This window comes from Cellulomonas sp. Leaf395, assembly GCF_001424125.1.
In the GTDB taxonomy this organism is placed as follows: Bacteria; Actinomycetota; Actinomycetes; order Actinomycetales; family Cellulomonadaceae; genus Cellulomonas.
The window spans coordinates 141,650-164,269 of the sequence record NZ_LMQI01000005.1 but is presented as its reverse complement, the minus strand read 5'-3'; the positions used below and the strand labels follow the sequence as shown (position 1 = coordinate 164,269).

21 protein-coding genes and 1 other RNA gene are annotated in these 22,620 nt (G+C 69.6%); 8 read left to right on the top strand and 14 right to left on the bottom strand.

Annotated elements, in window-relative coordinates; all coding sequences use genetic code 11:
- Positions 1–76: 76 nt before the first annotated feature.
- The 4 genes from ASG23_RS15410 to ASG23_RS15390 form a co-directional block, all read right to left on the bottom strand.
- A complete protein-coding gene (locus ASG23_RS15410; protein WP_157465703.1) occupies positions 77–1,111 on the bottom strand; it encodes a hypothetical protein in 1,035 nt (344 codons plus the stop codon).
- Positions 1,112–1,150: 39 nt separating this feature from the next.
- A complete protein-coding gene (locus ASG23_RS15405; protein ID WP_157465702.1) occupies positions 1,151–2,071 on the bottom strand; it encodes a hypothetical protein in 921 nt (306 codons plus the stop codon).
- Positions 2,072–2,215: 144 nt separating this feature from the next.
- Complete coding sequence (locus ASG23_RS20005) at positions 2,216–4,396, bottom strand: hypothetical protein (protein WP_157465701.1); 2,181 nt, start codon at positions 4,394–4,396, stop codon at positions 2,216–2,218.
- A 338-nt stretch (positions 4,397–4,734) separates the two neighbouring features.
- Positions 4,735–5,736, bottom strand: coding sequence for a hypothetical protein (locus tag ASG23_RS15390; protein ID WP_157465700.1), 1,002 nt, complete (start codon positions 5,734–5,736; stop codon positions 4,735–4,737).
- A gap of 83 nt (positions 5,737–5,819) precedes the next feature.
- On the opposite strand from ASG23_RS15390, the gene ASG23_RS15385 reads away from it, so the two are divergent.
- The 4 genes from ASG23_RS15385 (at position 5,820) to ASG23_RS15370 (ending at position 9,303) form a co-directional block, all read left to right on the top strand.
- Positions 5,820–6,347: a hypothetical protein gene (locus ASG23_RS15385; protein ID WP_157465699.1), complete on the top strand. Its 528-nt coding sequence runs from the start codon at positions 5,820–5,822 to the stop codon at positions 6,345–6,347.
- A 56-nt stretch (positions 6,348–6,403) separates the two neighbouring features.
- The gene (locus ASG23_RS15380; protein WP_056026753.1) at positions 6,404–7,045 is read left to right on the top strand and encodes a hypothetical protein; all 642 of its coding nucleotides are present in this window, start codon (positions 6,404–6,406) and stop codon (positions 7,043–7,045) included.
- 282 nt (positions 7,046–7,327) lie between these two features.
- Positions 7,328–8,503: a S1C family serine protease gene (locus tag ASG23_RS15375; RefSeq protein WP_056026751.1), complete on the top strand. Its 1,176-nt coding sequence runs from the start codon at positions 7,328–7,330 to the stop codon at positions 8,501–8,503.
- 227 nt (positions 8,504–8,730) lie between these two features.
- The gene (locus ASG23_RS15370) at positions 8,731–9,303 is read left to right on the top strand and encodes a transcriptional regulator (RefSeq protein ID WP_056026748.1); all 573 of its coding nucleotides are present in this window, start codon (positions 8,731–8,733) and stop codon (positions 9,301–9,303) included.
- A gap of 221 nt (positions 9,304–9,524) precedes the next feature.
- Here ASG23_RS15370 and ASG23_RS15365 read toward each other — a convergent pair whose 3' ends face one another.
- Positions 9,525–10,904, bottom strand: a complete 1,380-nt coding sequence (locus tag ASG23_RS15365; protein ID WP_157465698.1) for a hypothetical protein — start codon at positions 10,902–10,904, stop codon at positions 9,525–9,527.
- Positions 10,905–10,947: 43 nt separating this feature from the next.
- Complete coding sequence (locus ASG23_RS19650; RefSeq protein WP_082516270.1) at positions 10,948–11,139, bottom strand: helix-turn-helix domain-containing protein; 192 nt, start codon at positions 11,137–11,139, stop codon at positions 10,948–10,950.
- A 118-nt stretch (positions 11,140–11,257) separates the two neighbouring features.
- Between ASG23_RS19650 and ASG23_RS15360 the strand changes: the two genes are divergently transcribed.
- Both ASG23_RS15360 and ASG23_RS15355 read left to right on the top strand, forming a co-directional pair.
- Positions 11,258–11,542 (top strand): helix-turn-helix domain-containing protein, encoded by a 285-nt coding sequence (locus tag ASG23_RS15360; RefSeq protein WP_056026742.1) that lies wholly within the window; start codon positions 11,258–11,260, stop codon positions 11,540–11,542.
- Between the two features lie 187 nt (positions 11,543–11,729).
- Positions 11,730–12,689 carry a tyrosine-type recombinase/integrase gene (locus tag ASG23_RS15355; protein ID WP_235521147.1) on the top strand — a complete coding sequence of 320 codons (960 nt, stop codon included), beginning with the start codon at positions 11,730–11,732 and terminating at the stop codon, positions 12,687–12,689.
- A 30-nt stretch (positions 12,690–12,719) separates the two neighbouring features.
- On the opposite strand, the gene rnpB is transcribed toward ASG23_RS15355, so the two are convergent.
- Together rnpB and ASG23_RS15350 are read right to left on the bottom strand one after the other, a co-directional pair.
- An RNA gene (gene rnpB / locus ASG23_RS19230) (RNase P RNA component class A) lies at positions 12,720–13,101 on the bottom strand.
- Between the two features lie 47 nt (positions 13,102–13,148).
- On the bottom strand, positions 13,149–13,532 hold the full coding sequence (locus ASG23_RS15350) for a tautomerase family protein (protein ID WP_056026736.1): 384 nt from the start codon (positions 13,530–13,532) through the stop codon (positions 13,149–13,151).
- A gap of 49 nt (positions 13,533–13,581) precedes the next feature.
- On the opposite strand from ASG23_RS15350, the gene ASG23_RS15345 reads away from it, so the two are divergent.
- Complete coding sequence (locus tag ASG23_RS15345) at positions 13,582–14,361, top strand: YaaA family protein (protein WP_056026733.1); 780 nt, start codon at positions 13,582–13,584, stop codon at positions 14,359–14,361.
- A 4-nt stretch (positions 14,362–14,365) separates the two neighbouring features.
- Here ASG23_RS15345 and ASG23_RS15340 read toward each other — a convergent pair whose 3' ends face one another.
- From ASG23_RS15340 to ASG23_RS15315, 6 genes are read right to left on the bottom strand one after another with little or no spacing between them, the layout of a single operon-like run.
- Positions 14,366–15,121, bottom strand: a complete 756-nt coding sequence (locus tag ASG23_RS15340; protein ID WP_056026730.1) for a histidine phosphatase family protein — start codon at positions 15,119–15,121, stop codon at positions 14,366–14,368.
- A 44-nt stretch (positions 15,122–15,165) separates the two neighbouring features.
- Positions 15,166–15,912 carry a zinc ribbon domain-containing protein gene (locus tag ASG23_RS15335; protein ID WP_056026727.1) on the bottom strand — a complete coding sequence of 249 codons (747 nt, stop codon included), beginning with the start codon at positions 15,910–15,912 and terminating at the stop codon, positions 15,166–15,168.
- Positions 15,909–17,117, bottom strand: coding sequence for a Nif3-like dinuclear metal center hexameric protein (locus ASG23_RS15330; RefSeq protein ID WP_056028391.1), 1,209 nt, complete (start codon positions 17,115–17,117; stop codon positions 15,909–15,911). Before ASG23_RS15330 ends, ASG23_RS15335 begins: the two co-directional genes overlap by 4 nt.
- Before the next feature lie 10 nt (positions 17,118–17,127).
- A complete protein-coding gene (locus ASG23_RS15325) occupies positions 17,128–18,000 on the bottom strand; it encodes an MOSC domain-containing protein (RefSeq protein ID WP_056026724.1) in 873 nt (290 codons plus the stop codon).
- Between the two features lie 37 nt (positions 18,001–18,037).
- Entirely contained in the window at positions 18,038–20,596 is a 2,559-nt protein-coding gene (locus ASG23_RS15320; protein WP_056026721.1) for a multicopper oxidase domain-containing protein, read from the bottom strand.
- Positions 20,593–21,759 (bottom strand): hypothetical protein, encoded by a 1,167-nt coding sequence (locus tag ASG23_RS15315; RefSeq protein WP_200941624.1) that lies wholly within the window; start codon positions 21,757–21,759, stop codon positions 20,593–20,595. The genes ASG23_RS15320 and ASG23_RS15315 overlap by 4 nt, the downstream gene beginning before the upstream one ends.
- A gap of 97 nt (positions 21,760–21,856) precedes the next feature.
- Between ASG23_RS15315 and ASG23_RS15310 the strand changes: the two genes are divergently transcribed.
- Positions 21,857–22,588 carry a helix-turn-helix transcriptional regulator gene (locus ASG23_RS15310; protein ID WP_056026718.1) on the top strand — a complete coding sequence of 244 codons (732 nt, stop codon included), beginning with the start codon at positions 21,857–21,859 and terminating at the stop codon, positions 22,586–22,588.
- Positions 22,589–22,620: the final 32 nt, after the last annotated feature.

The window sequence follows — 22,620 nt, the reverse complement described above, 5'->3', positions numbered from 1 at the left end:
CGTTCAGCCGCCCGTGAGTGGGGCATGCACCCCGCGCTGCACGGCAGGCGACGCTGACCTGACGGTCGTCGCCCTTTCACCGTCGCTTGCCGAGGGTAGGTAGCCCACCGCCGACGGACCGCACGTTCGTCTGGTGCCGGATGTCACCCCAGAACCCGCGCGGTTCGCTGCGGGCGTTGCTGGAACTGAATGGGTGCCGAGCCCGCTGACGCTCTTTTTGACGTTGACGTTCGCGTTCCTTGTCCGTCTGCCAACCATGCGCCCGGGCGATCGTCATGATGTCCTCACCTGTCAGGTCAGTCCGAGCTCCTCGAGCGCGAAGCATCGCGGCTGTCGGGTCGAACAGGTCACGGTTGCTGACAGCACCTTTGGATTTCGCGATCTTTGCGTGCTTGATCGCGAACGCGCCTGACGACGACCCCAGCACCGCGTCGAGCTCCTCTTCGAGCCGACGCATCGGACTCTTCTTCTTCTTCGGCCCAGGCGAGGGCACGGTCCTCCGTCTCACCGTGGAAGCCTTCCTGGGTGCCGTCACCCTCGTCTTGCCGACGGTCGCGGTGCCTTCGCCGCTGAACTGCTTGACCTTGACGGGCGTCGACATCGGTTGACGCACGGGCGAGAACATCGGAGTTGCTCCCACACCGGGCACCGTCGGCAACGGCCAGGCACCGACCTTCGCGTTTGGATGCAGCGTTACCTTGACGAGCCGTTCAAGGCGTCCCTCGCGGAACGGCAGGGGTTCGGTCAGGGCCGCCAGGACCGCCTTGACGATCGTGCCCTGGGGTGTCCCGGTAGGAAACTGTGCAATGAACTCCTTGACGGGCATCCCGAGCCGCCCGGACACGACTACGCCGTCCTCGTGGATGTGTTCGGCTGTCGTGAACACGCACCTGTCCTTGGCGACCTCCACAAGCAGCGCCACCCGTTCTAGGGGCAGGTCAACCGTCCTGTTCGACCTGACCCGAATGTCCCGCTGGATCATCTCCACGGTCAGCCCTGCGCCGTCCAAGTCCGTCAGGTACTGCTCGACGTCCCCGCCGACAGCAACCAGCAAGGCAGCCCGGTCAGCGGCGGTGACTGTCCGTACGCTCTGCGGTGGGTTCTTACCCATGCCCGGCCTTTCGACGATGGAGCACATTGATCTCTGGGGTTAGCCGTTCTCGTCCCAGACCCAGCTGTCTGTGAGCCGCCACGTCCCATCGCTCATCGTGAACGTGAAGATGTTCTCGAGCGGTGCGCCGTCCTTGGTGAACGTCGCCGAGCAGGAGCCCTCAGCGCCTTCAGCCGGGGCAGCGTCGTCCTGGCACTGCGGGTTGGTCCAGGCCCAGCTCGCGATGCCCCACAGATCTCCGTCCGAGGGGTTCGCGAGGAACGAGACCAGGCCAGGCTCGCCGTCGGCGGCCATCGCCGCCAGCATCGCGTCAAACGTCTCGCGGAGCCCTTCTGGCTGCGAGGCGGGGCTTGGGGCAGCCGTGGTGGTCGTCTCGGCAGAGGCGACGAGGGCGTCCACAGCCCTCTGCACCGGGGGGAAGTAGTCCTCGAGGTAGTAGTCCTTGAGGTTCGCGTCGATCAGGTCGTCCACTGCGGCGTCGTAGATAGCCCCTTCGGCACCCAGACACTGCCAGGTCCCGGCTACCTCCGGCAGCTCAGCCGCCTGGAGCACCTCGAGGCTGAACACGCCGACGACGGACGCTTCGAGCTGCTGGAACCTGAGGTCCTCCGGTCCGGTGAAGAGGTCGACGACGGGCTGCCACTGCTCCTGGATCATCCCGACGAGTACGCCACGGGCATAGACGCAGGCTTCCGAGGTCGGATCGCTCAGGTCCGTCGCCGATGTGGTGGGCGTCGGGGTCGGGCTCGCGGTCACCGTGGGCGAAGCGCTCGGTGGCGCGCTCGGGCCGTCCTGGGGACCGGCTGCGGACTGGCACCCGGCGAGAGCCAGCACCAGGGCACCCGCTGCGGCTACCCCCGTGGGCAAGACCCACCGGCGTCGCCGGGTCGTGACGGTGGTCGCCATGCCGGTGCCCGTCATCGGCTCGTGCGCGCGTCCGCGCGGTGTGTGATCCGTCATCGCACCAGTGTCGGCGGCGTTTCCACGGGTCACCCGGTACCTAGGTCCTACCTCGGCCGGTGCCTTGCCAGCTCCGGCACGTGCACGGACGGCCAGGCTCAACGGTGGCGTGCTGAGTTCCCGTAGAACTCAACACACCCGGCATCACAGCAGCCCGACTGCTTCGAACGCGGCCGTGTCGTCAGTGATCATCTGATGCCCGTCCTGAAGACTGCGGAGCGACACCTTGTCACCGACGATCCGGTCGATGTGGAACGTCGACAAGTTGTGGCACTCGGGGCATTGTCGTCGCTGTACGAACGGCCTCAGGAGATGGAACTGGCTCTCCAGATCGGTGACGTAAAGGCTGCCCTCTTCGATCGTGGGCGCATCTCCTTGCATGGTGGCGTCAGGCATCACGACGCGGTCTCCTACGAGGTGCTGGACTTCGAGCGTTGCAGTCCTTGTCAGGTCGTCCCAAACGGTGTGACGAACGTGGACGGCTGCAAGGTCCATGAGGAAGTCCGCGCGCGCCATCAAGAGTCCAAGGGCATCAGAGATCCGCTCGGCGACTTCTTGCGGTTCAAGGATCGTCCGCTGGTGTGCGAGGTCGTTCCTCGTGTCCGACAGCAAGCGTGACGCCGCTGCCGCGTCGCTGCTCTCGGCGAGAAGCGCTCCAAGTCTGCCCATGGTGCTGCTGGCCCCTTCGGGGGTTCGAAGTTCCCTGCGACCGCCGACCTCTTGCAGGATTGCGCGCCACGTTCCGATGGTCGGTCCCTGCCCACGTCGAATCTTTCGGCGTAAGTCACTAGCCGCACTGAGCTCCAACCCCCGGAACCGCGCCAAGGCCAGTGCGACGTTGGCCGCATACGCCAGGAGCGTTTCGTAGCAGTCGAGCGCCGCGCGGATATACGCCTCGCCGTGGCCACGGGTCCACTCGTTCTGCGCGATGGACCATCGGACGGCAATCGGTTGGGGGTAGCGGGTCGCGTAGATCTGTGCCGGGTCATCGAGAAGCCCGGCTGCATCAAGCCGCTGCCTCAATATCCTGCTTGAGTCGATTATGTGCGCGCGGCTGGCCTGCGGCGTCGGCCCGTCGAAGGCCTCACGCAGGACGAGGTCTGCTGACTGCTTCCAGAGCGCAAAACTCGACTCCGCGGTCTCGATGTCGCGCACTGCGGCACGCAACGCGGCGTCGGGTATCGGCAGGGGCAACCGCCGCAGTGCGTCCAGTTTCAGCATCGACGAACCGGCCGCCAACGCTGATAGGTGACGTCTGGCTGCCGCTGAGCGAAGGTAGGCAGCGAGAAAGCCCAGGTCCCCACGAACCAGCTCATCCTTGGCCCGAAGCACGATCACGTGCGCACTAGCGATGGCGGGCAGATGGATCGGGTGGATCTCGCCGACGACGAGCGGCGCTTCTCGATGCACAACAGCTCTCAGGACGAGATCGCCAACACGAAGCTCTAAATCGTTGCCCACCACCGTTCCACGCGACCGCGCGGTCTCGACACGACCATCGCGACCGATCCCGCGCGCTGCGACCACTGATCGCACCGCGCTCCCTTCTGTGCCCGACCTCCAGGTCCCCCGAAGTACCTCGAAGACATCGGACAGGGATTCGGCGGATCCATAACTATCGAGAGATCGAGCATGATCGGCCACAGCTGGATCATGTGCCGCGACGCTCCAAGACTCATTTCTTTCGAGGACGCGCCGAACCACGAATCCGTGGGCGGAGCGACCGCCGTCTCTGCGCGTCAGGTTCGCGAAGTCAGCCAGGACGTCGTCGCCCAGAGGACCATGAGGCACCTGGAAGAATCGGGTCGGGCCGGGGTAGTCTGCTCGGCGCTCGAGCGTGACGAGGGCGATTTCGAAGGATGGGTGGATCCCGGGCAGGCCGCTCCATTCTGCGACGCGCGTAACCGCCCATCTGGACATTAATTTCGAGCGGAACTTTGCATATACCTCACTGGAAAGCGCGGCGGCGGGTAGCAGCATTGACATCGGGCCTCCCGATGGCTCGACTCCGGCCACCCACTCACGGCGCTGGGCTGCGACCGGCCCCGTCTTCCCTTCCCACCGTGTGGCGATCACGACGGGAAGACCGAGCTCCACACAGTTTTGGAGAATCTCCGAGGCGGACGCGCCCTCATGCCCGGCAACGTGGACCGAGACCCCGGTGGGCCAAGGCAGGTCCAGAGCCCCTGCGTCCAACAGGGCACCATCCTCGACGAGGATCTCCACGGTGCCACCGGTGCCTGTACCGGCCGTGAGAATCCCGGCTATGACGCGCCACCGGGCGTCGTCCGGGCGTACTCCGTCGATGCCTTGGGTTTCGGTCATGCTGCATCCCTGGCCCGCGCGAGCATCCCAGCAGAGGTGCGTGCCTTTTCCACGCGGCACCTGCGCGGACGTCGTCTCTCGGATTGCGCCCGGTGGCCGGTTGTCGACCAGCCGATACCAGGGCCGTCCCGCGACACTCCGCCATGCGTCACGTCGTCCGAGTGCCTGGAGGCGTCACCCGACGGTGGTGACTGGCCGACGGCGACGACCGGTGACGTTCCGAGCGTCCGCGCGATCCCCATCGTCGGAGGGTAGCCGGGGCGACCCCATCTAGAGCGCGACGTCGCCTGGCGTCATCGGAATCGACCGACGACGCTGGTCAACCCCACGGACACGGACTAGCTCTCGGCCTCGGTGTCCGTCTGGTCTATGACCTCGTCGAGCCAGTCCGGGTAAAAGTCCACCTCGGGGGGTGACGGCACCCAGGTGCCGTCGAATCCTGTCGCCTGTGCCTCATCGGCGTCGAGCGACAGGTCGCACACTGGACAGCGCAGACCTTCGAAATCCATCCCGCCGACCGCCGCGTAGTAGTCGCCGTCCGAGTCCCGCTCCACCTCGATATCCGCAGTCCAGCCCAGTACGGCCGACCGGCCGCAGGCCGGACAATCGACGTCGAGCGTTTCGTCGAACGTGGGTCGTACCCTCTCAAGGCCCTGGATGTACCCCTCTCGGTGTTCTTCGCCCCAGGTCTCGACCTTGAGGTCGAATACCTGCTTCGCGATGCCGATGCGGTACTCCGCGATGCGCTTCAGCCGTCGAGAGCGGGCCTCCTGCAACCTCCGAGCCTCGCTGGCCTCCTCCTGCCAGAACAGTTCAGGGTCGAGGCTCTGCGCATCAAGGATCGCGTTGATGTACGCAGCCATCGCCCCCACCGCAGCTGCAAGGTGTCCAGGGTCGACCGTGCCCATGTGGACGGCCGCGTTACGGACATCGAGCACCTGGGATGCTGCCTTCGCCTGAACCGCGCACGACGGATGGATCCGTCCCACCATGTCGACCGCGACCGATGCATCGATGGTCCGCAACATCCTCGTCGCGCGGATGCCTACGTCCTTCAGTGCTGCCAGTGCGTCGAGCAACTCCCCCTTGTTAATAGAACCGCTACTGAGCAGGAGCGGTTCGAACTCCGCGATTGCCGCCTTCGCCACCATCTCGATGGCACCACCAGCGTGGATCGCAGCGTCGAGCTGCACGAGGCCGTCGCCCACCCCGGCATCCCGGACAGCGATCCGCGCGTGGTGGGATCCGACGGCGAGCAGGTGCTCGGCAAGTTGGTCGATGGGGGTGACAACCGACCCTCGTCTCCATCCCGTCGATGATGATTCAGCCGCTCCGGTCATGGACCCGATGATCCCGGGTGCGTCGACGTCGGTCGGCGCGACACGCACAGCCGGTGTCGGCGGTCGCCGCTACGTTGCCGACCATGACGGACACCGAGACGGACACCGCGCGCGCAGCGGCCAAGCGCATCAACGACGCGTTCCAGAGCCAGGGACTGTTCGAGCCGTTCTGGGGACGGGCTCCGGGATGGCTCGGTTCTACCATCTCGCGCATGCTCACCCTGACTGGCTTCGACGAGCTGCCCTACCTGACGTGCCGCGGGGACGAGGACGACGACGAGAACGGGCAGCGGTCCGCAATCATCGTCGCGTTCTCCGCTTCGGCACTCGTCATCGCCCACGTCGCCGACGCACGCTCGAACAGTGCCGTCGTGACCGTCCGGGCCATCCCTCGCCGGACCCTGACGGGCATCGAGTCGACGGAGAGCACGACGAACCTGCTGTCCGACAACGTCAGCTGGAACACCTGGCCGGGCTCCTACCAGCTCGCCCTGCACTACTCGGACGGGACCGACCTGACGCTGCCGATTGGCCGGTACCCGAAGTCGGAGGACATGTACGCGTTCGAGTCGCTCCGCCCGTCCCTGCTGGCGGACCTCGCGGCAGTCTGACGGGCCGTCCGTGCGTTGCCCAGTCCGTGAACGCCGGACACCGGTACGGTCCGGCCATGGACTGGACGCAGATGCTCCTCGACTTCCTCGCTGCCATCGTGTGGCCGGTCGTCATAGTCGTCGCGTTTCTGGTGTTCCGCGAACCAATCGCTGAGCGCATCAGCCACCTGAAGGAGGTCGGGGCGGGTCCCGCATCGGCCAAGTTCGAGGAGGCGAAGGCGAAGACGGAAGCCGAGGTCGCGCTCGACGTGGTCGAGCCCGTCGCGCCGGGCGTCGGCGAGGAGCGCCCGGACGACGGATCAGCCGTTCCGAGCGACAGGGTGTCGCTGAGCCGCGACGAGCTGCAAACCCTCGTCACCGAGTTCGCCGAGGCAGGGTGGGCGATGCGCGACCTAGGGACGTTCCGCCACCGCCCGTCGCCTCTGATCGGCTGGAATGAAGACGGCAAGCCCTACATCAAGGTGTGGGAGAGCCGGACCGGGCCATCTAAGGCTGAGGTCATTCGGGCTCGGTCTGATGCGATCAAGGCTGTTCGAGATCGAGAAAACGCAACCGCCGAGCTATCTCTGGCACAGAAATCCGGAGATCGAGACCGCATTGGGCGAGCAGAGCTGCGGGTAGCCGAAGCGGCCGATCGGGCACAGGCTGCCATCCGCGACGCCGCGGAATTAGACGCTCAGACGGGCAGCTTCCGCTAAGACGATGCGCGCAAATCAAGAGACCCCGTGGGACGCGGGGACCGCGCTGAACTACCGGCGTCGACCAGCGGTTCTGGTGGCGATCTTCGGCGTGGTGCCATGGTCCCTCCGAAACATGACCCAGCGCGTGGACGTACAGGACCTTGGTCACCCAGTTTCGGTGCGGCGGTCGTGAAGACTCATTGCATGCCCAATGACAGGACGCGCGCCGCTGCGCCTGAGCGAGCCGATCTCGCCCGCGCCCGCCGCGGCCCGTCGGAACGGCGACCACGCACGGCGAGGATGCTCCTGCTGCCCGGGGTCGCGGCCGTTGGCGTGCTCGTTCTGGCGAGCTGCACGGTGAACGTCGGCTCCGGCACCTCCCAAGCCGAGACCCCGGCAGTAGAGACAACGACCGCAGAGACCGCGACAGCGAGAGCCGCGACCTGGACCGACACCATCGCGGCGACGGAGACGGGCGTCGCTCTGGTCACGTCGACCACCTGCGACGGGGGTGGCACCGGGACAGCGTTCCTGCTCAGCCCGACCCAATTGCTGACAGCTGCACACGTCGTCGACGGCTCCCAGGACGTCGTCGTCGAACTGGGTGGCACCTCGACTCAGGCGCACGTGATCGGTTTCGACCGCGCCGGTGACCTCGCGCTCATCCAGACCGATGCGCCACTGACGGGGCATGTATTCAGGCTGTCTACGACACCGGTGCACAAGGGTGACGAGGTCACCGGTCTCGGGTATCCCTTGGATGCGACAACCGTCGTGGCTACCCAAGGCCGGGTGAGTGGCCTCGACCAGCCGGTCACCACAGAGTCGTTTACACGGAACGACATGATCCAGACGGACGCGGGACTCAACCACGGAAGCAGCGGTGGCCCTCTGATCACGCTCGACGAATCCGTCGTGGGCATGGTGTCCGCTGGGAAGGACGACGCGAACGTCACCGGCTTTGCCGTGCCCGCGAACGCTATTGCGAATCAGGTCGCGGGGTGGAAGGGATCCAGCACGACGACCACCTTCCCGGCATGCTCAAGTGCCCGGGACCTCGGCACCCAACCGCCGATGAGCTCGTTCGTGCTGGACGTCCGGGTTGCTACGAGCGATCCCGGAGCCTCAACCGTCGCCGATCTCCTGCGTGTGCACGGCACGGCGATCAACGCCGGGGACTACGGAGTGGCATTCAGCGACTTCACGCCGAAGATGCAGGAGTACCTCGGCTCCCAGGACAAGTGGGGGGCGTCGATGACGTCGATCTACTGGCAGGCGGTGAGGGTCGTTTCCGTGCAGACGCGCGAGGACGGCGCGTACATCGCCGACGTCGAGATCGAACGCCTCGGAGACCCCGCGAACGGGGGCGAGTGCGGCATCTGGACCAAGCGGTACACCATCAAGACGATCGACTCCGACCCACGGTGGCGCATTGGCTGGGTCGAGGACGTCGCCGACCTTCGCCCCTGCACCTGACAACGACCCGTCGCGCATCGTGGCGGAGCGTGCGTGTAAAAATCAGCGAGCAGCATGTGGCGGCGATCCCCGTCGCGGGGTCGGTCTGGCGTCAGCGGGAGCCGCAGCGGCGACGCCCATGAGACCTCGGCGTGAACCACACTCAGTTTCTGACCGAGATTAGCTAAACACCACCAACAGGACTTTGGTCTCAATGGGGGGCGACGCCAATCGTCGAGACTTATGTCGTGGCGACCCCCCGGAAACTCGACGACGACTACGCCTTGCAACGCGCGCTTGCCCTGAAGTACGGGATGAGCCTCGCCGAGATGCACGACGTGCTCCGTCGACACGCGCGAGTCGCCATTGACGGTCCGATGCGCTGGGGGGTCTGTGCGGTCGAGGAGCCCAAGGCCGCCGAAGGCCCCCCTGCAGTCACGTCCGCCCGGCGCAACCCGAACTCGATGACCGATGTGGAAGTCCGCCAAGCCCGCAAGCGGAATGCCACTGGCAAGTACACCCTCGACGCCCTGGCTCGGATGCACGGGATCAGCGCGTCCTCCATGCACCGCCTGCTGCGAGGCGAGACCCGAGCCACGGCTGGAGGCCCGACGCCGATCAGCCCGGTCGTTTCGTCGGGCACGGGCCCCGAGGCTGCGAGGGCCGACGCCACGAACGGCTCGGTTGCACGGCAGGGCGGCGCAGCCCAACCGCCGGATGCCTCGCCCTACAGCGGGTCTCTGATAGACCTGGCTGCACGGCTGCGAGCCGCACGCGCCCCTCGCGGGACCGAGCCGGAGGCAGCCGCTCGCCGCCCGTAGCCCGGGTGATGACCAACAGGGAACGTGACCGAGCGCCGCGCGCGTGGATTCAGTCGTTACCCCAAGGTGCACTCGATGAAGACGACGAGGACCATCAAGGGCATCTCGGTCAGCTCAGCACGGGCGCACGGCACCCGAAGATCGGCGTCCCAACATCGACGCAAACTGAAGCACACAACACACCCCCCATATGTGTGCTTCAGGTCGTGCACCTTCGGACGTCACGGATCCTGCGTACCACGGCGCTCCGCGATGACCTGCCGGTATAGCTCCCGCTGCGACTGGTGCCGCTGCGCCGCGGCGTCGCGGGCGTCCATCGCAGACTTCGGCGTCACGTCCGCGACGCTAACGTCCGTCGTTCGCCAGAAACCGTCGACCGCGACCAGCAAGCCCAACTCGACGAGCTTCCCAAGATGCTTGAGTACGGTGCGGCGTGAGAACCCCGACACGAGCCCGGCCTCCGCAGCAGTCAACCCGTCTGCGCTGACGGCGATGGCGCGGTACGTAAGGCCCACGCCCGCACCGAAGCCCGAGGTGTTCCGGAACGCGAGCATCGGCAGGTAGAGCGCTTGTTCGCGATAGTGCTCCTCTGGGCCGAGGTCCTGACGAACGACGAGCCGGTAGGTCCGTGCGTGGCCGATCTCGACGCCGTCGCCGACGACATCGAGCAACCCGGCACTGACGAGCCGCCGGAGGCTGTCGATCACCGTGCGGGGTGAGCCGACCTCGGCGCGTATCTGCAGCTCGCGTACAGACATGTCGACCACGAGCGAACCGATGTCCTCTGCCAACTGCAGGAACGCCTCGTAGACGCTGCCGTCGGTGGGCCGGGTCGATGCCTTCGGAAGCACGCACGGCGCTGCTGCGCGCAACCGCCGAACGGTGAAGTGAGCTGTCGGCCAGACGTGTCTCCGGAACCAGTCGTCTTCGGGGTGATGGCGATTCTCGACGGCCTCGGCGTAGGTCCTTCCGATTGCCAGGCGCTCGTCATGAAGGACGAGCAGCGCCTCGTCGACTGTCCACCCGCCACTGGCGGCGTAGTTCGCGAAGCCACGGATGATGTCCGATTGCGAGCCTCGAACCCCCACCAACTCGAAGATGTCAGCCCGCGTTGACGGCGGCATCGTGCGACGGATGGGATTCGTGAGCCGGTCGATGACCGCGTGCCGTGACGAAGGATAGATCGGCAGCGAGCGGTGGCCCCTGTCTCGATGCCGGGCGTACGGCGGACGAATGGTCAGTTTGACGTCCGCACCGAGTTCTTTCGCTCGCATCGCCCAAAATCGACGATCCTCGTCATTCTCCGCCCGGATCAGCACATGCCTTCGGCCGGTGTCGTCGGCTCCAGAACGGCTCGCACACATCACCGGGACGAAGCCAGCCAGTAGCGCCTCCCGATGCAGAGTGCGGGCACGGAGGTCGCCGTCACTCTGATCGAAGTCTGCAACCACGAACACGTCGTGGACGAAGACGAAGAACGGCACGTCGGCGTCGATCGCGTCGTCCAGACCCCGCCAGCGTGGACGTCCATTGCCTGCGTCCAATTCTCCGACGTAATTCTCTCGACTGAGGATGCGCGCAACGCTGCGATCAGCGCGCACCTACCCGTCCGAGCCCTGCTGAAACGATCCCCGGGCGTCGCGCCTAGCAGGCATCTCGCTGATCCCTCACCCACCGTTCGACGTCGGCGCGCAGGTAGCGCACGTGACGGCCGACCAGGAAGCTCGTGGGTCCCCGGCCGTTGTAGCGCCACCACCGCAGGGTGTTCTCGCTCGTGCGCAGCATGGCGGCGACCTCACCCGTCGTCATGAGATCCCCGAGCGCTTCTGGCTCCATCTTTCAACCTCTCATCGGTTGGACATGAGCCCTCAGGGTCCGGCACCGATCTTGCCCTGTCAACCGATCAGAGGTTGGATGAGGTATGAGATCAGACTGGGATCGCTTTGAGACGACGGTGCACGACCCACGCCGCAGGCGGTGGCTCGAGCAGCTCGAGCCGGTGTTCGCACGAGAACTTCGCCTGGCCCGGACGGATCGAGGGATCTCCCAGGAGCTCCTGGTCGCGTTCGTCAACCAGAGCTTCAAGCTGAACTGGCACCAGACCACGCTGGCCAAGGTCGAGGCCGGGGAGCGAGCGATCAAGCTCAGGGAAGCGCTCGTGCTCTGCGAGGCGCTCGAGATACCGCTCCGACAGCTCACCGGCGAGGACGAACTGCCCGTCGTCGGCTGGAGCTCCTAGAACCACCTAGGCCCCGCATGCCACCGACGGGAGAGGTCCACTCATGTCCAGTATCAAGAAGCGACCTGATGGCGCGTGGCGTGCGCGGTACCGCGACGTCGACGGCCGAGAACACGCACAGCACTTCACCCGCAAGCTCGACGCGCAGCGGTGGCTTGACGAGGTCACGACGTCCGTCGTCACCGGCATGTACGTCGACCCGGGTGCAGGAAAGGTGAACTTTAGGGAGTACGCAGAGCAGTGGCGGGCCGTGGCCGCACACCGCAGATCCACTGCGGACACGGTCGAGCGCGCGTTGCGCAAGCACGTCTATCCCGCGATCGGGGATCGACCGATCAACTCTGTACTGCCATCGGATCTGAAGGCTCTCGTGAGGCGTATGTCGGAGACGCTCGCGCCCAGCACTGTCTCCGTGATCTACCGTCACGTCTCGGCGATCTTCAAGGCCGCGGTCGCGGACCGCCGCATTGCGGTCTCCCCTTGCGCTTCGGTGTCGGTGCCGAAGCCGCGGAAGGCCAAGGTGGTGCCGATCGAGACCTCGGCTGTCATCGCGCTCGCGGACTCGGTGCCGAGGGAGTGGCGCGCAGCCGTCATGCTCGCCGCAGGTACCGGCCTAAGGCTCGGAGAGGTTCTCGGCCTCTCGCTCGGGCACATCGACTTCCTGCGCCGCCAGGTCGTCGTAGACCGACAACTCCTGCAGATCGCCGGGAAGCCGCCGTACTTCGGGCCACCGAAGACCGATGCGTCCTACCGGACGGTGCCGCTGCCCACGGTGGTCATCGACGAGCTCGCCGCGCACCTCGCCGCCTTTCCAGTGCAGGGCCGCGAAGGCCTGGTGTTCACGAACCGGCTCGGAACGCCGATGCGGCGCACGAGCATGTGGACCACCTGGCAGAGGGCGCTCGTGAAGGCGGGGCTCGAGGACGTGACGTTCCATGACCTCCGGCACTACTACGCGAGCCTGCTGATCCGGCACGGGGAGTCCGTCAAGGTCGTCCAGGCGCGCCTCGGACACAAGTCCGCGGTCGAGACCCTGGACACCTACTCCCACCTCTGGAGCGACTCCGATGACCGCACCAGGGAGGCCGTCGACGAGGTCCTCGGCCAGAATCCTGCGGACTCTGTGCGGACTGTGGCCAACGGCTGAGGGTATCCCTGCACGTCAGCGGCCTAAATGCGGATGAGTCAGTCGATACGCCGGGTTCTGTCCTCGCGCGCGGTTGCCCGCACTGCGCGAGTGGCGGCCATCCCTCTACGACGTACGTTGCCGCACGCCTCCAGCGGCCTACCCGGGAGCTCGGGCGAGCAGCCCTCGAACGCTCCCTGTCTGACCTTGCTCCGGGTGGGGTTTACCGAGCCGCACCGGTCACCCGGCACGCTGGTGGTCTCTTACACCACCGTTTCACCCTTACCCGACCGGCGGACCGGTCGGGCGGTCTGTTCTCTGTGGCACTTTCCCGCGGGTCACCCCGGGTGGGTGTTACCCACCACCCTGCTCTGCGGAGCCCGGACGTTCCTCGGCGAGCCCGAGGGCTCGACGCGGCCGCCTGACTGACTCATCCGCGAGCGCCAGCATAGTCGTCGCCGCCGGGGCGCCGAACGACGGTCAGACGTCGACGCGGTAGGTCAGGGACAGCTCGTCGCCGGAGACGCCGCGGATCCCCCAGTTCTCCGGCGGGCTCTCGATGATGATGATCTCGAGGTCGTCTGCACTGAGCCCGAGGGTGGGGGCGACGTCGTCGTAGAACGCGGCGATGAGCGCACGCCGGGCCTCGCGCGAGCGGCCGGTGAAGCAGAGGATCTCGACGACCAGGTAGTCCTTGCTGCGGGGTGCCACCAGGTCGTCGCCGTCGAGGAGCAGGAAGCGGTGGAACCGCTTGTCCTCGGGCAGGCCCCACGTGCCGACGATCGCACGGTGCACGGCGTCGGACACGGACCCTCGGCGGTCCTGCCAGACGTCGCGTCGGCCGTAGATCTTCACGTGCGCCATCTGGGTCCTCCTCGCGCGGCACCGTCGCGCGGGAGCCTACAGTTCAGGCGTGCTCGTGCTCCTGCCGCCCTCCGAGGGCAAGACGCCGCCGCGCGCCCGCGGCCCCCAGCTCGACCTCGACAGCCTCTCCTCGCCCGGCCTCAACCCCATGAGGGAGAAGGTTCTGGACGCGTTGATCGAGGTCAGCGCGTCGGCCGATGCCATGAAGGTGCTCGGCGTCGGCGCGAGTCTCGACGCCGAGGTGGCGCGCAACGTGCACCTGCGCACCCTCCCGACCCGCGCGGCGAAACACGTGTACTCCGGCGTGCTCTACGCGGCGGCCGGCCTGGACCAGCTCACCCCGACGGGGCGGGCGCGCGCCGCGGACAGCGTCCGGATCGTGTCCGGCCTGTGGGGGCTCGTCGCACCTGACGACCGCATCCCGGCCTATCGCCTCTCCATGGGCACCGACCTGCCGGGCATCGGTCCTCTGGCGGGTGCGTGGCGTGGCGCTCTCGGGGTGGAGCTCGACGCTCGGGCCGACGGTGAGCTCGTGGTCGACTGCCGGTCCGCGACCTACCTCGCGGCGTGGCACCCGCCGCGGTCGGCCGACTGGGTGCAGGTACGAGTCCTGCGTGAGGCGGACGGGGTGCGGTCCGTCGTCTCGCACAACGCCAAGCACACGCGCGGGGTGCTCACCCGCCACCTGCTGACGCGTCGTGGCCGCGCGCCGCAGGACGCTGCGTCGCTGACCCGCGTCGCCGCGGAGCTCGTCGGCTCGGCGCTCCTCGCCGTCGAGCTCGGCCCGACGACCCGCGGTGCCCGCACGCTCGAGCTCGTCGTGGCCTGAGGGCTCAGCCCGACCAGCCCTCGCTCGGCACACCGACCACGGCGATCTCGTCGCGACGGTCCGCGAAGAGGCGCACGATGCTCACCGAGGCGGGCGCGACCCGCAGCTGGCTCCAGGACGACGGCTGCGCGCCCATGGTGACTCCGAGCGCCGCGCGGATCGAGACGGCGTGGCTCACGACGACGACCGTCCGGTCGACGCCCTGGGCCAGCAACCCGTCGAGGCCTCGCTGCAGCCGGCGGCCGACGTCCTCGATCGACTCTCCGCCCGGCGGCCGCAGGTCGGCCTTGGTGTGCCACGGCTCGAGCTGACCGGGCCATCGCTCCTCGATCTGCTCGGCGGTGAGCCCTTGCCACTCCCCGAAGTTCGCCTCCTGGAACGTGGCATCCGTCCGGACGGGCAGCCCGAGCTTCTCGGCGATGACCGCGCCGGTCTGCTGCGTGCGGACCATGGGCGAGGCGATGATCTCGCTCGGGTACGGGATGTCGCCCCACAGGTCCCGTCCGACGCGGTCGACCAGGTCGGCGGCGTCGCGCGCCTGCCGCAGACCGGTCTCGTCGAGGGGCGGCCCGGGCTCGCCGGAACCGGAGTACCCGCGCGAGACGGTCATCGTCGTCTGGCCGTGCCGGACGAGGACCACGGTGACCGGCTGCTCCTCGTCGAAGCGGACACCCGCCCCGGAGGGTCGAGGTGCCCGCGTCGGCGGCGAACCGGCAGGGTCGGCGGCTTTGGGCTCCAACGGAACAGCTGCGTCGCTCACGACAGGCAGTCTGTCGCTCCGTCGCCGGACGCGCGACCCGCAGGTCAGCCCTTCGCGGGCTCCGGGAGACGCACGAGGATGCGACCGCACTCCTCGCACCGCGCCACCTGGTCCTCGGGGGACTTGACGATCGCCTCGACGTCGAGCGGGTTCAGCTCGAGCCGGCAGCTCTCGCACCGGCGACCGCGCAGGGCACCGGCGCCCTTGCCACCCAACTGAGCGCGCAGCCGCTCGTACAGGGTCACCAGTGCCGCGTCCAGCCCCTCGGCGGCCGCCGCACGCTCGGCACGGACCGTCTCCGCCTCGGCGTCGAGCGCGGCGTATGCGGCGTCGCGCTCCGCCTCCACACCGGCGCGCTTCTCCGCGAGCGACTCGTGCGCGGTCGTGACCTCGGCGAGCGCTTTCTCGTGGGCCTCGAGCCGCTCCATGACGTCGAGCTCGACCTCTTCGAGCTCGGCCTGCCGACGACCGAGGGTGCCCAGCTCGCTCTGCAGTGCCTGGAGGTCCTTGGGGCTGCCCGTGCCGGAATCCAGCCGAGCCTGGTCGCGCGCGGCGCGAACCCGCACCTGCTCGACGTCCGCCTCCGCCTTGCGCAGCTCCCGCTGGAGGTCACTGACCGCCGTCTGCGACGTCACGAGGGCGGTGTGCAGGTCCGTGACCTGCGAGGCCAGCTCGGTCAGCCGCGCGAGCTCCGGCAGCGTGCGCTTCTTGTGGGCGATCTGGTCCAGGCGGGTGTCGAGAGCCTGGACGTCGAGCAGTCGGCGCTGGTCCGCTGCGGGTGCAGTCGTCACGGGTGTCCTTCCGGCGGTGCTGTGGGAACAAGGGCTTGCGGCGGTTCCGGGCTCGCGACGCGACCCGTCCACGGGTCCGTGCTCACCGTGCTGACGCGGGTCACCACCGTAGTCCCCGCCGCACCGACGTCCTGCCCGAGGTCACGCGCGGCGTACGCGAGCCACGGCCACTCGGACGCGAAGTGCGCGACGTCGACGAGGTACGGGGTGGACGAGCCGTCGTGCTCGGCCCGCTCCCGTAGCTCCGAGACCGGGTGGTGGCGCAGGTCCGCGGTCACGTACGCGTCCACGCCGCTCGCGCGGACCGCGTCGAAGAACGAGTCGCCGGAACCCCCGACGACGGCGACGCGCTCGACCCGGCCGTCGGGATCGCCCGCGAACCGGACGCCCTGGGCGGTGGCAGGAAGGGCAGCGGCGACGGCGGAGGCGAAGCTGCTCAGGGTCGTCGGCTCGGGCAGCACGCCCACGCGTCCGGAGCCTGTGGACCCGGGCCAGGCCGCAAGCTCGAGCACATCGAACGCCGGCTCCTCATAGGGATGGGCCGAGCGCATCGCAGCCACGACCTGCGACCGCAGCCGACGAGGGGCGACCATCTCGACGCGTGCCTCGACGACGCGCGACGCCTGACCCGCAGAGCCGATCGTCGGCGACGCATTCTCCGACGGCGTGAACGTCCCCTCGCCGGTCGACGTCCACGCGCACCGGGTGTACTCCCCGATCGCGCCGGCGCCCGCGGCGGCCAGCGCGTCGACGACCCGTTCGGCGTCGCCCACCGGGACGAACACCACGTGCTTGTCGAGCGCCTCGGTGGGTGCGGCCTCCAGCGGCGTCGTCCCGAGGAGGCCCACGGCGTCCGCGAGCGCGTCGCACACACCGCCGGTCGCGGCGTCGGCATTGGTGTGCGCGGTGTACAGGGCGACGCCGGAGCGGACCAGCCTGTGCAGCAACGCTCCCTTGAACGTGGTGCCGGCGATCGAGTGGACCGGCCGCAGCAGGAGCGGGTGGTGCGTCACGACGAGGTCCGCGCCCCACGCGATCGCCTCGTCGATGACCGCCGCCACGGGGTCGACCGCGAACAGCACCCGGCCGACGGGCTGCTCCGGGTCGCCGGTGACGAGACCGACCGCGTCCCACGACTCCGCCGTCGACGGCGGGTAGCGGCGCTCGAGAAGCCGGACGACGTCCCTGAGAACCGGTGCGCTCACGTGCCGCACGCTACCGGGCCGACGCCTCGACGCGGTCACCGACGGCGACACGGCCGGCGCGGACCGGGACCATCTGGATGCCGAACCAGACCTCGCCGTCACGACGCCGGTGCCGCGCCAACGAGGCGAGGGGCTCCTTGCCCTTGACCTGCGTGTCGGGGTCGATCGTCGTCAGGACGCACCGCCCGCAGTGGTCGGCGAACCTCAGCTCGGCGTCCCCGACGACCAGGGTGGCCCAGCCGTCCTCGACGAACGGCTCGAGGTCACCGTCGACCACGAGGTTCGGACGGAACCGCCGCATGTCGAGCGCCTGACGCGCAGGGGGTGCCGGTTCGCCCTTCTCCAGCGCGCGGGCGACCCGTTCGTCGTGCAGCTCGGCAGCCCACGTGTCGAGGCGGCGCAGCGAGGCCGTGGTCGCCACGTGCACCGGTCCGGTGTCGGTCAGGGCGAGCGGGTCCGCGAGCGTCCCGCCGTGCTTCTCCGACATCCCCCGGCGGGCCGGGTCGTCGAGCCAGACGAGCCTCGCGCGCTGCCCGAGAAGCTCCGAGACCCACGCGTCGGCCTCGTCGCCCGCACGGGTCGCGGTGTCGAGCCGCCGGAGCTGCACGGGGAGGTCCGGCGGCCCGGACGGCTCGTCCACGTCGAGCGTCGGCAGGTCGTCGGCCCACATGCGGACCCCGCCGTCGTACGACGTGGCCCGGGCGGCGAGCATGCGCGGGTGGCTGCGAGCGGTGAGCGTCGAGCCGTGCTCGTCGACCACCATCCACCGGCGGTCGCCACGCGGGCCCGCGATCTCGAGCTCCATCGACGTCATCGGGGTCCCTGCGAACGACTTCACCGGGAACACGGTGAGCGCCGAGACGGCGAGGGCTGGCTCCGACATGGTGGGACCCTAACAACCGGGTGCCCTGCTTCGCGGGTCACCTCCCCGTGACGACGACCCGGCCGAGTGCCCCGGACTCGGCGTCGGCCATGGCGTGCGAGACGAAGGCGTAGGTGCCGGGCTCGGGGAGGGTCAGCTCCGCGAATCCGCCCTGGGCCGGCGCGAGGTGGAGCACCTGCGCGCCGCCGGTGCCAGTGGAGCCGCCGTCGCGCAGCACCCAGTCGCCCTCGCGGTAGACGGTGTCGAACTGGCCACCGACCACGTGGAACGCGCTGGGCAGGTTCGGTCCGGCGTCGAGCAGCCAGAACCGGACCCGCTCGCCCGCCACGGCCGCCAGCGGTCGGTCGCGGTACTGGTTCGCGTACCCGTTGAACACCACGAGGTCGGGGGTGCGCGCGGCCACCTTCGCCGCGTCGGCGACGTCCCCCTGCGGGCCCAGATACAGCTCGGACTGCACCAGCACGTACTCGCGGTCCACCTCGGGCAGGCCGGGCGGGTCGATGATGACGGCGCCGAACATCCCGTTCGCGATGTGCAGCGACATCGGCATGGTCGAGCAGTGGTACATCCAGATCCCCGACCGGGTCGCCGTGAACGCGTACGTGAGCGACTCCCCCGGCGGGATCGTCCGCATCACCTCGTCGGGCGCAAGCGCACCCGCGTGGAAGTCGATCGAGTGGCCGATGGAGCCGTCGTTGACGAGGGTGATCTCGAACCGGTCGCCGACGCGTCCGCGCAGCACCGGCCCTGGCGCCTGGCCACCGAAGGTCCACAGCCGCTGCGTCACCCCGGGAGATACCTCGCGGACGACCTCCTCGACGGCGAGGGTCACGCGGTGTGTCGTCGGACCGGGCTCGCTAGACGGCAGCGCCGCCTCGTGGGGCTGGAATGTCGGCCCGGGCGTCGCCATGAGGTCGGGCTCGGCGGGGTCCGCGTCGGCGCGCTCCGCGTGCTCGGCCTCCGCGGCGGGTGCACCGGTGACGACGATCGTCAGCGTCATCCCCATCTGGCGATGGCCGGCCACGGGGCACCATCCGTCGAGGTCGCTGCCGACGACACCCACGTCGACCGTGCCCTGCTCGCCGGGCGACAGACGCCCGGACCCGGCGCCGTTCTCGACGACGAGCTCGTGGACGTCGTCGTCCTCGTTGGTCACCTCGAGGACGAGCCGGTCGCCCGCCGGGACCTGGACCGTCGACGGGCTGAAACGCATGTCGAGCGCGCGCACGGCGACCATCGTCGTGCGCCCCGTCGCGACGCTCGGGTCCGTCGGCGCACTCGACCCGATCCCCGCGGCCGCGGGGTCGATGGCGACCCCCAGCGCGACGACCATCGCCAGCAGGCCGGTCGCGACGACCGCTGCACCGCTGCGCGACGACCCGGGCCCGGGCACCGGGACGCTCTCGTGACGGCGAGCAGCACGCACCGCGCGGCCGGCAAGGACCAGGAACGTGACGAGCGCACCGAGCACGACGAACGAGGCGAGGACGCGCACGGCGCTGGGCACCGGCGCGGCGAACAGGACGAGCCCCCCGTTGATGAGCACGACCCGCACGAGCGCACCGCGGTCGAGCTCTGCCGCGGTCCGGCGCGCGACGGCCGGTCCACCGCCGAGGACCACGGGCAGCAGGTGCGAGAGCGCGCCGACGAGGATCTGCGCGGCGAAGCCCACCGCGAAGGGAGCCACCAGCACGCGGAGGTCGGCCGCGGCCGCGACCCAGCCCGGGGCAGTGACGACCAGCACACCGAACGCCGCCGTGCATGCCGCGAACCACGCGAGAGCCGCCGCGAGGCTCCAGGCGGCGTACGTGCGCGGCGGCGCCGTGCGCGCCTGGGCGACCATCACGCTGCCCGAGATCGCCGTGCCGAGGACGACGACGACCGCGCCGAGACCGACGAGGACGCGCCACCCGGTCGCCGCGCCGAGGGCCACGAGCGTGAGGCCGACCAGCACGACGGGCAGCGCTCGGCGCCCGGCGCGCTCGTGCCCCGCCTCGATCCGGGCGTGCAGGACCGTCGGCCACAGGACGACGAGTGTCCCGAGCACCGTGAGCCCGACCCAGCCCAGGAGCGCGAGAGCGACGTGCCCGACGTACAGCCGGGCGTGGAGGACATCACCCACGTCGCCGCGCGCCATCACGACGCCGCACGCCAGCGCGACGGGCAGCACCAGCCCGGCGGCCACGTAGTACCGGACCGCGTGACCGAACCGCGACGGGAGCGCGGCACGCGACTGCACGACCATGACGACCACCTGCGCGAGGGCGGCCGCCGCAACGAGCGCCCCACCGGCGACGACGAGCCACCCGAGCGACGCGGCGACGCCGAGCACGACGGCCAGGGCGCCGCCGGTGTGGGCGGCGAGCCGCGCGGTGAGGCCGGCGCGTCCGCCCCGCGCGGGCCGGCGCAGGAGGGTGTCCGCGAAGTGCTGGCTCCAGACGAGGATCGCCGTGCTCACGGCGCCGAGCAGGAGCAGGTGGACGAGCAGCCACGGGGCGGCCGGGACGGCCCGGTGGCCTAGCGCGAGCAACGCCGCGGCCACCAGCCACGCGCCGACGAGGGCGTTCGCTCGCAGGTGCCAGGACGCGCGGTTCATCGCAGCGCCGCCGACGCGACGAGCGGCTCGACCGGCACAGCCGACATAGTCGGCACGGCGGCCACCGTCGGCCGGGCCGGCGCACCGACGGCGACGCTCCAGACCGCCACCGCGAGGAATGCCAGGACGGCCACGACGTTCGCGACGCCGCCCACGCGGACGGCGGTGACGCTCCCCCAGCCGTCTCCGACCACCAGCCGGAACCCGAGCGAGACGTGCAGCAGGACCAGCGGGGCGAGCATCACCGGTCGGTACGGCAGCGGTCGCCGCAGCACGGCCGGCAGGATCACGGGCGCGTGCGCCATCACCATCGACATGACGAATCCGAGGAACACGGCGTGCAGCACGGCGTCGTACGCGCGTCCGTCGGTCACCGCGCCGCCGAGCAGCCACACGCCTCCCGCGACCGCGAGCCACCCGAACCCCGCGAGCATGGCGAGCGCCATGAACCGCGGGAGCCCGGTGCTGCGGACCGTCCGGCGGGCCACGTCGTGGCGCGTCAGGAGGACCGCGAGCGCCAGGAGCGCCAGACCCAGCACGGCACCGCCGGCCCGCGGGTGCAGCAGGGCGACGGCCGCGCCCAGGAGCAGCGCGATCCCGGCGACGAGGATCCCCGCGCGGACGGCCGCCGGCGGCGCGGCGACGCGCATGAGCTCGAGGCGCTCGCCCACGACGGTCAGGACGAGGAAGGCGACGAACCACGGCGTGACCGCGGCGACCGGAACGCCCGCGAGGAGCAGCAGAGCGGATCCCACGGCCGCGGCGGCACCGGCGCCCTGCACGGCGATCGCGGGTGCCGGCTGCCGGCGCCAGACGACGACGTACGTCCCGACGAGCGCGACGGTCCCACCGAGGTGGAGCGCGTGCCCGACGGCGACCGGTGCGGCACTCAGCAGCGCGACCGACCCGGCGGCGAGCAGCAGCGGGGCGAGGAAGGCAGCGCGTCGGCGCACCGCGACGGCTCGCTCGAGCGCGACGAGGGTGCCGACGACGCCGAGGACCATGAGCTGCCCGTGCACGTCGGCGAGCCGGTGGAGCCGGATCGGCGCGGGGACGCCCAGCAGCAGGAGGGCTCCGTCGAGCCCCGCGAGCATGGCGAGACCGGCGGGCGCGAGCAGCACGAGCCGCAGTGGTGGGCGGCCCGTGCCGGGATGGTTTTCCACGGCTCCGACGGTAGTTATCCACGGCCCGCGTCGTCCCGGGACGAACGTCCCGCCTCACGCGACTTCCAACTCCATTGCCCGGTCGCATACTTCTCCCATGTCCGTCCGCCGCACACCGGCCGCACGCACGCTCGCGTCCGGCAGCCGCGTGGACCTGCTGCACCTGCTGCAGGACGGCGGCGAGCACACGATCGGCGAGCTCGCCGCGGCGACAGGGCTGCACGAGAACACGACGCGTGAGCACCTGCAGCGGCTCGTCTCCGACGGGTTCGCGCAGCGCACCCCCGAGCGGCGGACCGTGCGCGGCCGCCCGCGGATGGTGTACCGCGCGGTGTCCGCGGACGACCTGCGCACCGACCCGCACGCGCAGCGCCGGATCGAGGAGTCGATCGCGCGGGTGGCCCTGACCCGGGTCCTGCTCGAGGGGTACGGCCGCGAGGTCGGCTCGCCGACGTCCGCCGCGCAGGCTGCCGGTCGCGCGATGCTCGACGACCCGGCACTGCGGTCCGTGCCCGCGCAGACCGCGCCGGGGACCACGGAGGCCGACCGCCAGCTCGACGCGCTCGAGGGCCACCTCGAGCGGCTCGGCTTCGACCCGGAGCTCGACCGGTCGCAGATGGCGTTCCACCTGTACCGCTGCCCGTTCCTCGACCTGGCGAAGGCGCGGCCGGAGGTCGTGTGCAACGTGCACCTGGGCCTCGCGCAGGGGGTGCTCGACGCCGTCCCCGGACCGGTGGGGGCACGCGAGCTCCTGCCGTTCGTCGGGCCGGAGCACTGCGTCCTGCAGCTCGCGGCAGATGAGCAGGGACCCTCGCCCGACCCTCGCTGAGCCGTTCGGGTTTTCCACGGTCTTTTCGCGCG

Excerpts from the sequence above, each read along its gene's own strand:
- ASG23_RS15410 (WP_157465703.1), bottom strand. The coding sequence starts at position 1,111 with ATGGGTAAGAACCCACCGCAGAGCGTACGGACAGTCACCGCCGCTGAC.
- ASG23_RS15310 (WP_056026718.1), top strand. The coding sequence starts at position 21,857 with ATGTCCGTCCGCCGCACACCGGCCGCACGCACGCTCGCGTCCGGCAGC.
- ASG23_RS15320 (WP_056026721.1), bottom strand. The coding sequence starts at position 20,596 with ATGAACCGCGCGTCCTGGCACCTGCGAGCGAACGCCCTCGTCGGCGCG.
- ASG23_RS15375 (WP_056026751.1), top strand. The coding sequence starts at position 7,328 with ATGCTCCTGCTGCCCGGGGTCGCGGCCGTTGGCGTGCTCGTTCTGGCG.
- ASG23_RS15380 (WP_056026753.1), top strand. The coding sequence starts at position 6,404 with ATGGACTGGACGCAGATGCTCCTCGACTTCCTCGCTGCCATCGTGTGG.
- ASG23_RS15385 (WP_157465699.1), top strand. The coding sequence starts at position 5,820 with ATGACGGACACCGAGACGGACACCGCGCGCGCAGCGGCCAAGCGCATC.
- ASG23_RS15355 (WP_235521147.1), top strand. The coding sequence starts at position 11,730 with ATGTACGTCGACCCGGGTGCAGGAAAGGTGAACTTTAGGGAGTACGCA.
- ASG23_RS19650 (WP_082516270.1), bottom strand. The coding sequence starts at position 11,139 with ATGGAGCCAGAAGCGCTCGGGGATCTCATGACGACGGGTGAGGTCGCC.
- ASG23_RS15390 (WP_157465700.1), bottom strand. The coding sequence starts at position 5,736 with ATGACCGGAGCGGCTGAATCATCATCGACGGGATGGAGACGAGGGTCG.
- ASG23_RS15325 (WP_056026724.1), bottom strand. The coding sequence starts at position 18,000 with ATGTCGGAGCCAGCCCTCGCCGTCTCGGCGCTCACCGTGTTCCCGGTG.
- ASG23_RS15405 (WP_157465702.1), bottom strand. The coding sequence starts at position 2,071 with ATGACGGATCACACACCGCGCGGACGCGCGCACGAGCCGATGACGGGC.
- ASG23_RS20005 (WP_157465701.1), bottom strand. The coding sequence starts at position 4,396 with ATGACCGAAACCCAAGGCATCGACGGAGTACGCCCGGACGACGCCCGG.
- ASG23_RS15350 (WP_056026736.1), bottom strand. The coding sequence starts at position 13,532 with ATGGCGCACGTGAAGATCTACGGCCGACGCGACGTCTGGCAGGACCGC.